This is a genomic window from Haloarcula sebkhae (assembly GCF_014647415.1).
In the GTDB taxonomy this organism is placed as follows: Archaea; Halobacteriota; Halobacteria; order Halobacteriales; family Haloarculaceae; genus Haloarcula; species Haloarcula sebkhae.
The window spans coordinates 149,875-164,431 of record NZ_BMPD01000004.1 but is presented as its reverse complement, the minus strand read 5'-3'; the positions used below and the strand labels follow the sequence as shown (position 1 = coordinate 164,431).

The window sequence follows — 14,557 nt, the reverse complement described above, 5'->3', positions numbered from 1 at the left end:
GGGCTGTCGACACTAATGTTGGGAGAGACGACTGTTGACGACGGCAGTGCCGAGCCGAACACCACACACACCGCCGCAGGCGAACTCGCCGACGCAATCCGAACGACGCTCGGGCCCAATGGGCTGGACAAGATGGTCGTCGGCGAGAACGGAACGGTCATCGTCACCAACGACGGGTCGAGTATCATAGAGTGGATGGATATCACGCATCCAGTCGGGCGGCTGGTCGAGCAGGCCGCGACTGCACAGGACAGTGCCGTCGGGGACGGGACGACGACGGCAGTTGTGCTGGTCGGTGCGCTGCTTGAGGAGGCTGCAACGCTTCGTTCAGACGGGTTTCATCCGACGACAATCATCGATGGCTACGTCAGGGCTGTCGAGGCCGCCCTTGACCAACTTGAGCAGTACGAACGTAGCCTGCACAGCCGGCACGACGACCGACTGACACAGATTGCGAAGACTGCCGTCACGGGACGATGGGACGACGCTTCGACCGACCGGTTCGCCGAACTGACCCTCAGTGCGCTGCAGGCGGTCGATTTCGACACATCGAGGCTTACGCTCAAGTCCTACCCCGGCGGCGAACTTCGTGACTCCGTCTGTCTCGACGGGGTGGTAGTCGATCTGGAAACCTCTTCGACATCTCTTGAAGCGCTCAGTCACCCAAGCATCCAAACGCACGACGAGCCGGCTATCGCGATGGTCGACGCCGAAATCGGCATCGAGGAACCGACCAGTATTGAATCGGTGGAGCTACAAGACGCGACACAGCGGAACGCGTTTCAGAACCACGAACAGGACCGGAAAACGGAGCTGGTAGAGCAAGTGGTGCAGTCAGGTGCGACCGTCCTGTTCTGCCAGAAAACCATCGACGAGGCGGTCAGAACCGCGCTCGCTCAACGAGGTGTACTCCCCGTCGAGCGGACCCGGCGGGACGAGTTCGATGTCATCGCCCGGGCGACAGGAAGCACGCCAGTGATGGCCGTCGACGACCTGACTGTGGATGACACCGGCACTGTCGAATCGGTCATACAGCGGACGGTCGGGACCACACAGACGCTTACCTTGCAGGGCTGCCCCGAGGAACAACGAGCAACACTGCTGCTCCGTGGCGGCACGCCACACGTTGCAGAAGAGGTCCGCCGAATCGTAGCAGACTGTATCGACGTTACTCGTGTCACACTCGACGACGGCGCGTTCCTGCCGGGCGGCGGTGCGGTGCCGGCCGCACTGGCGATGGACATCGCCGCCCTGTCCCGTGGGATACCGGACCGGACACAGATCGTGTTCGATGGGTTCGGGACCGCGCTGGAAGCCATCCCACGGACACTGGCCACGAACGCGGGTGCGGACTCACTGAACACGCTGACGACGATAAAACGGCGGCACGACGCTGGTTCAGAGACAGTCGGTGTCGGCCCCGATGGCCATCCCCGAGATATGATTGCGGCGGGTGTTCTGGAACCAGCCACAGTGTTCAGGAGTGCGCTGCAACGGGCAGTCGCTGTTGTGACACAGATCCTGCGGGTCGACGACATCGTGCGGACTAGTGCAGACGAGCGCAGAACTGACGCTGAACACGACCACGCCCACGCGGCGACGGGTGGCTATCCGTGGGCAGTGGGGCACTGAGGGCATGACAGGAGCGCAGACACAGACAGCTATCCAGCCGACCGAATACTGAATGAGGGCGAGTTACTCGTCTTCGTCCGCTGCAGCGCGCTCCCGCTGGACCACGAACACCGGCCCGAGAAACCGGTTGGCGACCTGATCGGCTGGCATTCCGAACACGAACGTCGCCAGCGACGGGTCGGTTTCACCCATCACGACCGTGTCAAACGCGTCTGCTACGTCGACAATTGCGTCAAGGGGGTTCTGGTCGCGGTCGATCCGTGTCTCGATAGTCGACGGGTCCATGCCGAACTCCGCCAACCGGTCCGCCATTCCGCCAAGCAGTGTCTGGATATCGTCGTCCGTTGTGTCTTCGTCCGCAACGTGATATAACGTCACGTCGGCGTCCATGTTCCCGAACACACTGGCGACGACGCGGGCAAGACGGTCAACGCCGATAGCCCCACGGACTGGGACCAGTACGTCTTCGACCGGTCCCGTAGCGTTCGGAACGAGGACAGCCATGCAGTCGTGCTCGGCGATCATGCGGTCGATGGTCTTCTGGCCGTTATGGGTGAACACGAGTCGCCGTTCGACGGTGGCTCCGGCGTCCTCGAACATCTCCTCGTACTCATCGAGCCGTTCCGTGGCCCGATCCTCGAACTGCATCCGCGCCTGTCCGGCCGCAGTCTGCTCCGGGATGACGTGATACCCCAGCAGGACAACGTGCGCATGGGCGAGCAGTTCGGGGACACCCTCCGGGATCGACTCTCCCTCAAGAACGCGGATCGGAACGAGTATCGATAGACGGTCGGTCATATTCAGATATCTCCCTTGAGTGTCACGTCCCCAGCGTAATAACGGTACCAGAGGTACGAGGCGAGCATGACAACGACGCCAATAGCGATTGACGCGGGCTGCATGAAGACGATCAGGCCGAAACTCGCGAGCGCGCCCACGGCCGGGACCACCGGATAGCCCGGCACTCGATAGCTGGGTGAGTACCACTCCGGATTGCGACGGCGCAACACGAGCAGGGCGATACACATCAGCCCATACATAATCAGGTGGAGGAACGAGGCGACTTCGGCGAGGAGTTCGACCCGACCAGTGGCGACGAGGACGAGAATCGGGCCGCCAGCAGAGAGCAACGCAATGTGTGGCGTGCCGTACCGGAGGTTGACCTCGCTCGCCTTTCTGGGGAGCAAGGCATCACGGCTCAACGCGTACACCGCCCGCGAAGCACTGAGGATCGACGCGTTCGCGCTGGAAAACGTCGCCAACAGTCCGGCACCCAGAATCGCGACCGCCCCGGGTAACCCGAGGAACTCACGGGCGACTTCGACCATCGCTGTCTCCCCGAACTCCCCGAGACGTTCAGCGCCGAAGGCGCTGGTCGCGACGAAAATCGTCACGACGTAAAAAACGGTCACAATCAGGACCGAGCCGACCATCGCCAGCGGAAGATTCCGACCCGGCTGTTTGATTTCACCTGCGACAGTTGCGACCTGGGCGAATCCCAGATACGACGTGAACACGAGCGCAGCGGTCGTCAAAACCCGAAAGTACCCCCTGGAAAAGAACTGCTCCGGCACGGTGCCGCCGCCGAAGACGCCCACAGCGTCGAGGACACCGTAGGAAAGGAATCCCGTGAGCACGACGAGGAGGACCCCCACCACCACGTTCTGAATCTTCGCGGTGTTCTCTGTGCCACCGATACTCAATGCCGTCAGTGCAGCCCCGAACAGCAACCCAATGCCGATGACTGGACTGAACGGAAGCGCGACGTTTAGCTCAGCGAACACGGCGCTCGCGTAGTGGCCGAGTCCGACCAGATAGAACGCCGAGGCGAACATCAGCCCGAGCCACAACCCGAGACCGACGATCGCACCATATGCCGTCCCCATTCCCCGTGAGATGAAATAGTACCCGCCACCGCTCCGTGGCATCGCCGTCGCGAGTTCGGAGGTCGGAAGCGCCACGAGCAACGCGATCAGCCCGCCGATTGCGAACGAAAGGGTAGCTGCAAGCCCAGCGTTGGCGGCCGCCAGCCCCGGAAACACGAAGATTCCGGCACCAATCATCGTCCCGATTCCGATTGCCAGCCCACCGACCAGCCCGATAGTCCGTTCCAGTTCAACGTTGTCGTCGTGGACGACTGCGTCGTCGGTGACGGCTTCCGGCTCCTCAGCAGGTACCTCACCGGCGATGTTCTCGCCCGCTGCGTCGGCATCGACAGGCTGGTCAACCATATGCTAGAGATTATATCACCTACCCGATAAAACCGCCGACGAAATGTGTGCCGACTCGCAGGCCGCAACGCCGGTGAACTGGATGAACAGGCCGGCGACATAAGCGTAGCGCCACATAGAGAATCATCTTTGTGGGCTTGCGAAACCCCGCTTGCGGCTCCGGAAGCCAGTGAGCCGGCCACACACTACCGGCTGGCCAGTCGAAACAACTCTATGTCTCGGTCACCTGCTGTAGGTACTGTGCGTTTCAGTCATCGGGCCCGAGCGCTCACGGTTCCCGACGAGGTTCGGGACGCGATAGCGGCGCACATCGCGGCGAGTCATCCCCACGAGGCTGGGGGATACCTCGCGTGTACGCGACAGGATGACCAGTTGTATGCGACCGATCACGTCCCGCTCGAAAATGTTTCACCGAGGCCGCGGCGTCGGTTCTCCGCCACGGTACCCGATCAGGTTCCGCCGGAGCCTCGGGTGTTCTATCACTCACACACGTCGGCGTCGACGCCGTCCGGTCTGACGGGCACCGACCGGCGGAACATCCGTGACCAGTTCGCGCTCGTCGTGTTCGCCCCACACGGGGAGCCCTACAGTTACCGGCTGTTCCGACTGGGGTTGTTTAATTGGCAAGAGGTCCCAGTGATGGGAGAACCATCCCACGAAGAGCCGACCAGACTGCCACGGCTCATCTGAGGAGACTGGTCTGAGAGCGGCGACTCGGGGCTGCTTTGGGGTGGTCGACAGTGAAATCGGAAGCGCTGGCGGTAAAGCGGCATATACTCAGTCTTCCTCGCCGCCGGCTACGATGTTGGGGTTGCTCTGTTTCTCGACGCTGTATATCGGGTAGTCGTCCTTGGTGACGAAGGCGATGACGAGGAACGCCACAAGCCCCACCGCGGCGGCGATGAACGTCGGCAGGCCGTCGAAAGCGGCGGTGAAGATGTCGTTAGGGATGTACAGGAGCGTGTTCTCGTAGGCGTAGGTCGTCGGCACCATCACGAAGAGCACGAGACGGGTGGCGGAGCCAGCGATCATCGAGCCGAGTGCTGCCGGCGTGGTCGCGATATCGGACCAGTATAGTCCCATCACAAGCGGGACGAACGCGCCGGCCAGCATGATGTCGAACGCCAGCACGAGCAACATCCCGGTCGCGGACACCCGTATCGCGAGGAACACACCGAGTAGCGTTATTGGGACTGACATCAGGCGCGTGACGGTGAGGAGTTTGTCACTCTCCGAACCGAAGAAGCCCTCGTTGACGCCGCCGTCCGCGGCGGCTGCCGGGCTGGCGGCACTCTCCTCGTCGACGCGGATGTTACCGATGTTCCGAGCGATGACCGCCGACGTTCCCAGAATCGCCCCATCGCTCGTCGAGAACGAGGCGGCGACGATGCCGGCGAGGACGAGTGCGGCCAGCCACGGTGGGACAGCGTTCTGTAGTAGCGTGTACAGCACGGCCTGGGTCCCGGCCTCGACACCAAGGGAGGCCAGAATCGGGTTCGCCGACAACGCGACGACAGAGAACGGGACACCGATGATCAGCGTACCGGCTGCCCCGATGAAGCAGGCTTTCTGTGCGGTTTCGGGGCTGTCAGCCGCGAACACCCGCTCCATGAAGTCGATGGCGACGATGTCACCAAGTCCGAGAGCGACGATGGTAGCGAGGTTGATGTACGCCCCCTGACTCGGGTCGGTGAGCTGCCCAAGGTTCGTCGGCCCCATCCCGGACGGAATCGTGATGCCGTAGTTTGTCGTGACGTAGACGATGAGCGCGATCGAGCCGATGAACGCGACGCCAGCCTGTAGCACGTCGGTGTAGGCGACCGAGAACAGTCCGCCGGCGACAGTGTACGCGAGCACGAGTCCGGCGATGATGAACACGCCCAACTGGAAGCTCGTTCCGACGAAAATCTGGAAGAGGTAGCCGCCAGCGACGAGGTTCCCCGCAAGCAGGAACGCATAGGCGACGGACATGATGATGCTCGCGACGACCTCGGCGGTCCGACCGTACTTCCGGCGGTAGAAGTCCGGCAGCGTCGTGAGGTTGAGTCGGTTCATCGGCTTCGCAAAGAACAGCCCGGTCAGGAACAGGCAGGTCGCCAGCCCGACAGGCAGTGCAGCGCCGGCCCAGAAACCAAAGCCTGCTGCGAGGTCGGTGTTCCCAAGCGTCGCGTTCGAGTCGAGCGATTGCGCCATCAGCGTCGCCGCGGCCAGCGGGAGAATGAGTCCCCGACCGGCGACGATGTAGTTGATACTGTCGCCGTTGACCTTCTTCGCGACGTAGAACCCGATCGCCATCATCGTCACGATGGTGGCGGCAAGCCCGTAGAGGATGACGCTCACGGCGAACCACCACTGTTGACGATTGGACAACTATAATCGCCTCTGTAGCCCGATTCCACAGTTTTACGCCCAGATTGGTTCCGGGCCGGACGGTATTGAGTCACATCAGTTTCGTTTTGAGCACTACATAAAGCGATTATGACAGTATTGTTTACACAGTAGAGTTATCCCGCAACGAGCATGGACTGTAGGAGTTTGTTAGTGGACACATGTACGGTGCGTAACTCCTAGGACTGTTTTAATACCTTAGCTGCGCAGGCACTTGCATATCGTTCAGTTTCTTGCGAATATGGAGAATTTGTTTCAACCGGAAGTAGAAAATGCGCCCTAATCTGATAAGAGATAGAGCGATTGATGGACGTTTCGAAAATCCATAGGAGTGGTGCGTGGTGACGCCCGATCCGATTCGAATGAAACGGAAAGTCCAGCAGCTGGGCTCGTCCACGCTGGCGGTGACACTGCCCGTTGACTGGGCACGGCAACACGACATCTCGAAGGGTGACGAGGTCATCGTCCAGCGCGACGAAAATGGTGGGTCGCTGCTCGTCGTCCCCGAACAGCCCACTATCGAGGACGTGGAGGCGACCATCGACGCCGACGCGCTGACCCCTGACGCGCTGGAGCGGGCCATCATCACGCAGTACGTTCTTGGCCGACAGCTCATCCGAATCGAGGCGATGGCACCGCTGGAGACCGAACACCGTACCGCCGTAATGAATGCCGAGCGTCGACTAATGGGGCTGGGTATCGTTGAACAGGCCGAAACAACGGTGACGGTGCGATGCTCGGTCGCGCCCGAGGACTTCGACCTCCCGACGCTGCTGGGCCGACTTAGTCGCACCGAGGCGGTGATACGTGGGGACGCGATTTCCGCGCTCATCGAGGGTGACACGGCCCTCATCGAGACGGTGGAGAGCCGCCAGGCCCAGGTCGAGAAGCTGTTTTACCTGTTCCTGCGTCTGGTGTTTACTATCTACCGGAACCCGCGACTGAACCAGACTGTCGGGCTGGAGACAGGCTTTCCACTGATCGGGTACCGCTCGGTCGCACAGGACGTGGTGTTGATGGCCGACACGGCAATCGAGATCGCGGGGCTGGCGAGCGACTCGGCGACGCCCGACCAACGGACCGCCTCGAAGCTCACCGAACTCGGGGACGCGCTCGATGACGCCGCGAGCGCGACCCGGTCGGCAGTGACGACCCCCGACTACGACGCGACCGAAGACGCCCGCGCCGCGTTCGACCTGGTCGATGACAGGATCGCCGAACTGAACGCCCACCTCGAAGCCGAACGTCCGGAACCGCTGCTGGCGCTCCAGCGCGCTGTGGTCCTGCTCGAACGCAGCGCCAGACACGCCCGCGACAGCCTCTCAGTTGCGACGCATCTGGCCTTCCGGAACGACCCTTCTCTGGTCACCGGGGAGTAACTGCTGACCGAGAGGGGCGAGCCAGCATTAAATTCCTTAAGGAAACTCGAACGGTACATGTCCACTCGTGGTCATAGGAGTGGGTTTTACACATCCGAAGGAACGCTTATCCGTAGTTCGCAATCATCTACTTTTGTCGATACACACGCTGGGTTCGACCAGTTCGAGCCCGGGAAACCACTATATCATGACTGACCGAAACGGCGACGACATCTACGGCGAAAAGCACAAAGAAGCGAACGAACCCATTTTCAGCGGCATCCCGACGTTCCTCAAACTCCCGGAGGTCGAGCGGGATTCCCTTGACGAGGAGAACGTCGACATCGGTATTCTCGGTGCGCCGCTGGACACGGCGACGACTATCCGTCCGGGCACCCGGTACGGCCCGCGTGCGGTCCGGGCTGCCTCGACGGTCCCCTCGCCCCCCTACGAGCATTTCAACATCGAGACCGGCGTCGACCCCTTCGACACATTTAGTGTGGCCGACACCGGCGATGCAGCCGTCTCTCCCGGGGACACCCGTGAGAGCCAACTGAACATCGAGGACGCCGTCTACGAAATCAGCGAGCAGGCCACGCCCATTGTCATCGGCGGCGACCACTCTATTTCCTACCCGGACATCAAGGGCTGGGCCGAAGCGAACGGCTACGACGACATCGGCCTCATCCACTTCGACTGTCACGCGGACACGGGCGACGAGGGCCTTACCGGCTTCGAGTACGACCACGGGGCGTGGGTCAAGCGCGTCTTCGACGACGACCTCATGGCCGGAGAGAACTACACGCTCATCGGTCCGCGCGGGTTCTGGCCCGGTCCGGACACCTATGAGGAGATGCGAGAGGCCGATATGAAGTGGTACACCTCCATGGATGTCGGCGGGATGGACCTCGACGATATCGTCGCCGACGCGGTCCAGCGAGCTACTGACGGGACCGACGCAGTGTGGGTCTCTTTCGACGTGGACGTGATGGAGCCGGCCTACGCACCCGGCACCGGCGAACCCGAACCCGGCGGCCTCGTTCCGCGGGAAGCCATCTACATGGTCCGCGAGGTTGTGAAGGACCTCGACCCAGAGGACTTCGGCTTCGACGTGGTCGAAGTCTCCCCGGCCTATGACACCAGCGACAGTAGTTCCTACAACGGCGGCGTCACCAGCGGGCTGGCCAACCGTCTCATCATCGAGGTCATGGGGAGCATGGCACTCGCCGAAAAGGGACTGGAATCGGGCGACCCAATCAAGCCCAAGGAACCACTCGGTCCCACGGAGGAAGCCGAGACGCCTGCCGACGACTGACAGCACGCCGCGGTACGCGGTTCAATCGCTGTTGTTGTACTCCGTTGGTGGAATGTACTTGGGGGGTGGTGTGTCGGCCGGTGGACGCTGGCTCGGATGACGCGAAAAGGGGTCACCGGACAGCAGCCGGTCATCAAGCGTTGCGAGTACCCGCGCATTTTTGATTATCACAGCGGTATATTGAGAAGTGGTAGCAATTCATCCGGAGCTGGACGGGCGTACTGCTCTTGTGACAGGGTCTGCGAAGCGTGTCGGCCGAGAGATGCTCCTCGAGTTGGCGGCTGCCGGTGCCGATGTCGCCGTGCACTACTGGACAAGCGAAGAAGCGGCGGCGGAGACAGCAGCCGACGCACGGGCCCACGGCGTCGAGGCAACCACGGTGGAAGGTGACGTAACAGATCCCGATGCCGTTGATTCGCTGTTCTCGGACTGTGAATCGGAACTTGGCGATGTCGATATCTTGGTCAACGCAGTCGGTCCGCTTCCACAGGGGCGGTGGGACGAGCTATCCCTCGATGAGTGGAAAACCGCCGTCGAAGGGTGTCTATACTCGACATATCTGTGCTCGCAGCGAGCGCTCCCATCGATGCGGTCGGCCGGTTGGGGACGAATTATCAACTTCGGCGTGGCAGATGCGCGTGACGACAGGGCAGTGCCGATGAACTTCCCGTACTTCGCAGCGAAAAAAGCCGTCCTGCAGCTTACGCGCACACTGGCGTACGATACACAGGACGACGGGATTACGGTCAACGCTGTGTCGCCCTTTGCGGTCGAGAACACTGTGGTGGACGTATCGGAGTACCCGCGCGGGCGGCCAGCCACATTCGAGGACGTTGCGGCACCGATTCTGTTTTTCTGTAGTGACGCGGCTGCCTACATTTCCGGTCAGAACGTGGCCGTCGACGGTGGTCGACTACAGGAAGCGTGACCGGGCAGACACCAGTCGATGCATACTCACAGCAGGGATGTTGGGACGGCGAGAGTCCCAATCGCTACAGTCCACACTGGTCACCAGCCATCGCAGGTCCGCGGCTAGACGGTGTCTGCGGCTTCCGACTCCTCGCTATCCAATCGAGCGAGTACGATGCCGGCGATGAAACACGCAGCCCCCAGCCCGTACAGGCCATAGCTCAGTGGTGCCGAAACGAGGAACCCTGCGACGATCAGTACTCCGAACGCGGCGTGCAGAATCGCAGTCTGGTTCACAGCCAGTGTAGCGGATTCAGAAGGAAAAATGCCGCGGTACGGGGCTCACTGACCAAGTCTAATCGAGAGGAATTTGTGGGAGTATGGGACCAGAACAGTCCCATTCACCGTTGATGTATCGCTCCAACGCCAATTCAGATCACGGGCACAGGTCGCCGATCCACACGGTTGTCGCCGAATCAGCCGATTCTGGCAGGGCGGAGTCGGACGATGGGTGCGTCCGGCGAGTCGATGGCAGCAAGGACGTTCCCAGTCTCGGGTTCGACGACGACATCACGGATGCGCCACCCTCGGTCGGCGAGGAGAGGCGTCGTTTCCTCGACCGTTCGTCCGTCGACGGTGAACCGGGCAAGGTATTTCGATGCCAGCCCGCCGACGAGCAAGTCGCCGGTCCACTCCGGGAAAGCGTCACCGGTGTAGAAAGTCGCGCCGCTGGGCGGGAACCCACCTGATCCGCAGTCCCACGAATAAACTGGTGCCACGACGTCGTCGCGATCCGCGTGGCTGACGCCGATAGGGTCGCCGCTGCCGTAGGTACAGCCCTCGTCGGCGACCGGCCAGCCGTAGTTAGCGCCACGTTCGACGATGTTGATTTCGTCACCGTCCTGTTCGCCGAACTCAGTCTGCCAGATAGCTCCCGTGTCGGGGTGGACGGTCATCCCCTGGGCGTTGCGGTGGCCGTAGCTGAATATCGAATCGACCGCGTCCGGGTCGTCGGTGAACGGGTTCGCATCGGGAATACCACCCGAGGGTGTCAACCGAAGCGTGGTCCCGAGCTCGTTCGTCCTGTCCTGAGCGACGTGGTCGGGTCCAAAGTCCTTGAATTGCCTGTCGCCGACAGTCATGTACACCAACTCGTCCGGGCCGAACACGACGCGAGACCCGAAGTGCCCGTCGGAGTCGACGAACGGCTCCGCGACGTGCAGTTGTTCAAAGCTATCGAACTGCGAGTCAGCCGCGTTCAGGCGACCACGACCCAGATGTGTTGCCGGTTCACCGCTGTCGTTGGCTTTCGAATATGTCAGATACACCCACGCCGGGTCCGGAAAGTCGGGATGGAGCGCGGTATCGAGCATCCCGCCCTGGCCGCTCGCGTACACCGACGGTACGTTACTGATCGGTGTGACTGTGCCGTCTGACGGATCGACCAGCACCACGCGGCCGACGCGCTCTGTGACCAGCCACTGTGAGCCGTCAGGGAGCGGCGTGACGCTCCAGGGTGATTCGAGCCCATCAACGACGGTTTCGACAGTCACAGCGGTCGCTGAGTCGTCGGTCTGCCCGGAATCCGTGGCTGTATCGCCGTCGCCTTGTTGGTTGTCACTGGGAGCACTACAGCCCGCGAGTGTCCCCGCGACCGCGAGCCCGCTCGCAGCAAGGAAGGTCCGTCTGTCCATCGTGGCCACAGCTACGGTCGCAGTGCTGTTAACTGCGGTCCCAGCCGCGGCCAGCCCGCAGAATCAGTCACTCTACGACCGAGCGTGTTCGACGGCGTCCTCGGCAGTGTCGCCGACGTACTCGTAGAACTGTCCGCGCAGGCTGTCGCTGTGCTGTGACATCTGTGTGATGACTGCGACGTGGTCGCTTTCGACGGCGAACACGATGTCAAGCTGTAGTCCGTAAAACTCACCGCGCAGTGTAAATTCGTTGTCTGGGTACAGGTCGTCATGATTCGGTGACGCGCGTCGGCACACGTAGCCGGTGTGTTCCCGCAGCACGGTCTTGAGTTGCTCCGGCGTGAGATATCGGTCAGCTTTCTCTGCAGCGGTATGGCTTACTTCGATCCGGTCGACGTTCATCAGATATCTATCCAGTAGGCAGCGACGGCTTATTTTGGCTCCCATCGGGAAGTTCCAGTCATTGGAGAGATATTCGTACGCCGACCGCCCGTTGGGCCTGTCGCGGCGAAGTGTCTTTTAGCCTCCCGCAGCTACGCAGCACTGATGGACCGTCACAATCAGCCAGCAGGTGATAGAGAGCGTCTGCCAGCGGAGACACTCTCGCCGCTGGCGACACGGGTCGACGAACTGCTGGCCCTGTATCGATACGAACTCACCCCCGCTATCGATGCGATCAATGCTGCCGTCGCTGGCTACGGTGGCCTGTTCGACCCGGAGACAACTGCTGCTGAAATACGGACCGCAATCGACGAGCTCATCGAATCTGGCCCGCCCCCGGCACAGCAGAGCGCGGCTACTTCCGCCGTGTCACAGGTAGTTCTCTATGTGGACGGCAGCGCACACAGTAACGGGCCGGCCGGGGCCGGTGCTGTGATTCAGGCTGATGAGACGGAGATCGTCCGACTCGGGCGTCCGGTGGGCTCCCGGACGAACAACAACGTCGCCGAATACGCTGCCCTCCAGCTCGGGCTGCAAGCACTGGTGGCACGATGTGATCCGGAATCGGTCGAGATCCGCATCGATTCGATGACCGTCATCAACCACATCTGGGGTAGCAAAGAGAGCACTGTGAAAGCGACGCCGTACAGCACAGCGATCACTGACCACCTGTCGGCGCTGCCCGCCCACGAGTGGACGCATCTGGCTGACAGTGATCCGAACCCAGCTGATGCACAGGCGACGGTCGGGGCCGACATCGCAGCCCTCGGTCCTGGGTGAGACAGGGGCCAGAGAGCCTGTCGTTCGCGTTGCTCGCGAAATGGCTCACCAGCGAGAGATGGGTGTGTAAGTAGCCGCTGTTCTGCTGTTTTTATTCCTTGAGCACGTGTTTTATGCTAATGTATACTGATGGGCAGTTCGACTATGATGTGGTCGTGGTCGGCGGCGGCCCGGCCGGGCTGACGAGTGCACTATACACCACCCGGCTGGGGATGGATACGATTGTCATCAACCGCGGTGGGGGCCGCGCTGCAATGATGACCGACACGCACAACGTCATCGGCGTCACCGAGGACGTTTCGGGGAACGAGTTCATAGAGACGGCACGCGAACAGGTGCAGGATTACGGCGGCACCTACGAACGAGGTTTCGTGGAGTCAGTCGAGCCACTCGGAGACGAGGACGGCTTCACGGTGACGACGAGCGACGGCGAACTGGTGGTCAAGCGGGTCGTCTTGGCGACCGGGTTCGCCGACGAGCGTCCAGACCCGCCGCTGCCACGCACCGGGAAAGGGCTCCACTGGTGTCTCCACTGTGACGCGTTCATGTTCGTCGGCGAGCCGGTGTTCGTCATGGGGACCGGCGAAGCCGCGGCCCACGTCGCGATGATTATGCTGAACTACACTGACGACGTGGACGTCCTGACTCGCGGCGAGGAGCCGGAATGGAGCGACGAGACGCAGACGATGCTCGACAATCACCCGGTCGAGATCGTCGAGACAGAGTTGTCCGGCAAGCAAACCGACGATGACGGCTGGCTATCAGCGTACGAATTCGAGGACGGAAGCGTCCGGGAGTACAAGGGCGGCTTCCCGATGCTCGGTTCGGACTATCACGCGGAACTGGCCGACGAGCTGGGAGTCGATAGAAACGACGACGGGACGGTGGCCGTCGACGACCACGGCGAGACCAGTATCGACGGGATCTACGCAGTCGGAGACCTGACGCCAGGTCACAACCAGATTCCAGTCGCGATGGGCGAGGGCGCGGACGCGGGCATCGCTATCCACAAGGACCTCAGGAAGTACCCGCGTTCAGTCGACGACATCGAGTCCGAGGGAGCGGTCGAAGATGTGGAGGTGCCCGCTGTCTCGGAAGAACTGTTCGCGACGGCGCTGGCACACGAGGGGCATGCTGCTGGACCACGGTCGGAGGAAGCGCCAGAAGCCAGCGCAGACGACGACTGACGTCCAGAGAATAGTTCGATCAAATACGGCGTGGCAATCAAGTATCGGCTCCAGAAAGCGACTATTCGTCTTCGGTGTCGTGCTGTCGATAGGATTCGAGCAAGTCGTCAAGCAGTAAGCAGCGAGGGTCAGTAACGGGGTACGCAGTGTCGATGTACTCCTCTGCGGTCTCGATGTCACCACGAATTGCGAACTGTCGGACGCGCGCGGCGTTCTCGTAGAAGTTCTCGTTGATCTCTGGTGACATCTCGCCCCGGTTGGAAACCGGCTGGTGTTGAAAGACTTCTTTCTGTAGTTCGTCGAAATCAACCATCTCGGGTTCGTAGTCCTCGATTTCCGAAAGGACGTACTCAACGGCGAACCGCTGAAACTCGGACTTGTTCGAGAAGACACCCTCTTCTACCATCTCCTCGACGCAGTCCATCACCGCTTCAGGGAACCGAACCGTTGACTTGACCACGTATTACTCATCAGACTGTCGACCCATATAAAATATACTCCCGCGGAGTCTGGCACACTGTGTGTTGATTATTTTGGTATCGCCTATTTGATTGTAAAATCCCGCCGAACAGTACTAACAGCGGTGATGATTTCTGGCGGCAGTGAGGAGTGGAGCGTGCGC

The 14,557-nt window shown here is 61.3% G+C and carries 14 protein-coding genes; 7 read left to right on the top strand and 7 right to left on the bottom strand.

The features are described from left to right. Positions 1-15: 15 nt before the first annotated feature. Positions 16-1,632: a TCP-1/cpn60 chaperonin family protein gene (locus IEY38_RS13130; protein WP_188978456.1), complete on the top strand. Its 1,617-nt coding sequence runs from the start codon at positions 16-18 to the stop codon at positions 1,630-1,632. 63 nt (positions 1,633-1,695) lie between these two features. Here IEY38_RS13130 and IEY38_RS13125 read toward each other — a convergent pair whose 3' ends face one another. Together IEY38_RS13125 and IEY38_RS13120 are read right to left on the bottom strand one after the other, a co-directional pair. Then, on the bottom strand, positions 1,696-2,430 hold the full coding sequence (locus IEY38_RS13125) for a universal stress protein (protein ID WP_188978454.1): 735 nt from the start codon (positions 2,428-2,430) through the stop codon (positions 1,696-1,698). A 2-nt stretch (positions 2,431-2,432) separates the two neighbouring features. Next, positions 2,433-3,863: an APC family permease gene (locus IEY38_RS13120; protein WP_188978452.1), complete on the bottom strand. Its 1,431-nt coding sequence runs from the start codon at positions 3,861-3,863 to the stop codon at positions 2,433-2,435. A gap of 213 nt (positions 3,864-4,076) precedes the next feature. Between IEY38_RS13120 and IEY38_RS13115 the strand changes: the two genes are divergently transcribed. Further along, a complete protein-coding gene (locus tag IEY38_RS13115) occupies positions 4,077-4,553 on the top strand; it encodes a Mov34/MPN/PAD-1 family protein (RefSeq protein WP_188978450.1) in 477 nt (158 codons plus the stop codon). An 87-nt stretch (positions 4,554-4,640) separates the two neighbouring features. Here the strand turns inward: IEY38_RS13115 and IEY38_RS13110 are convergent, their stop codons facing one another. Beyond that, on the bottom strand, positions 4,641-6,203 hold the full coding sequence (locus IEY38_RS13110) for a sodium:solute symporter family protein (RefSeq protein ID WP_188978448.1): 1,563 nt from the start codon (positions 6,201-6,203) through the stop codon (positions 4,641-4,643). A gap of 410 nt (positions 6,204-6,613) precedes the next feature. Between IEY38_RS13110 and IEY38_RS13105 the strand changes: the two genes are divergently transcribed. From IEY38_RS13105 to IEY38_RS13095, 3 genes are all read left to right on the top strand, one after another. Then, positions 6,614-7,630 carry an AbrB/MazE/SpoVT family DNA-binding domain-containing protein gene (locus IEY38_RS13105; RefSeq protein ID WP_188978446.1) on the top strand — a complete coding sequence of 339 codons (1,017 nt, stop codon included), beginning with the start codon at positions 6,614-6,616 and terminating at the stop codon, positions 7,628-7,630. 187 nt (positions 7,631-7,817) lie between these two features. Further along, the gene (locus IEY38_RS13100) at positions 7,818-8,924 is read left to right on the top strand and encodes an agmatinase family protein (protein ID WP_188978444.1); all 1,107 of its coding nucleotides are present in this window, start codon (positions 7,818-7,820) and stop codon (positions 8,922-8,924) included. Between the two features lie 229 nt (positions 8,925-9,153). Further along, positions 9,154-9,852 (top strand): SDR family NAD(P)-dependent oxidoreductase, encoded by a 699-nt coding sequence (locus IEY38_RS13095; RefSeq protein WP_268238772.1) that lies wholly within the window; start codon positions 9,154-9,156, stop codon positions 9,850-9,852. A 104-nt stretch (positions 9,853-9,956) separates the two neighbouring features. On the opposite strand, the gene IEY38_RS13090 is transcribed toward IEY38_RS13095, so the two are convergent. The 3 genes from IEY38_RS13090 to IEY38_RS13080 all read right to left on the bottom strand — a co-directional run bounded on the left by IEY38_RS13090 (position 9,957) and on the right by IEY38_RS13080 (position 11,929). Next, entirely contained in the window at positions 9,957-10,130 is a 174-nt protein-coding gene (locus IEY38_RS13090; protein ID WP_005533154.1) for a hypothetical protein, read from the bottom strand. Positions 10,131-10,309: 179 nt separating this feature from the next. Next, positions 10,310-11,527 (bottom strand): PQQ-dependent sugar dehydrogenase, encoded by a 1,218-nt coding sequence (locus tag IEY38_RS13085; RefSeq protein ID WP_188978440.1) that lies wholly within the window; start codon positions 11,525-11,527, stop codon positions 10,310-10,312. Positions 11,528-11,599: 72 nt separating this feature from the next. Beyond that, entirely contained in the window at positions 11,600-11,929 is a 330-nt protein-coding gene (locus IEY38_RS13080) for a hypothetical protein (protein WP_170098685.1), read from the bottom strand. A 144-nt stretch (positions 11,930-12,073) separates the two neighbouring features. Here IEY38_RS13080 and IEY38_RS13075 point away from each other — a divergent pair, with 144 nt between their 5' ends. Together IEY38_RS13075 and IEY38_RS13070 are read left to right on the top strand one after the other, a co-directional pair. Beyond that, complete coding sequence (locus IEY38_RS13075) at positions 12,074-12,748, top strand: ribonuclease HI family protein (protein ID WP_188978438.1); 675 nt, start codon at positions 12,074-12,076, stop codon at positions 12,746-12,748. Between the two features lie 119 nt (positions 12,749-12,867). Further along, positions 12,868-13,935, top strand: coding sequence for an NAD(P)/FAD-dependent oxidoreductase (locus IEY38_RS13070; protein WP_188978436.1), 1,068 nt, complete (start codon positions 12,868-12,870; stop codon positions 13,933-13,935). A gap of 61 nt (positions 13,936-13,996) precedes the next feature. Here the strand turns inward: IEY38_RS13070 and IEY38_RS13065 are convergent, their stop codons facing one another. Continuing rightward, complete coding sequence (locus tag IEY38_RS13065) at positions 13,997-14,395, bottom strand: ribbon-helix-helix domain-containing protein (RefSeq protein ID WP_170098688.1); 399 nt, start codon at positions 14,393-14,395, stop codon at positions 13,997-13,999. Between the last annotated feature and the right edge of the window lie 162 nt (positions 14,396-14,557).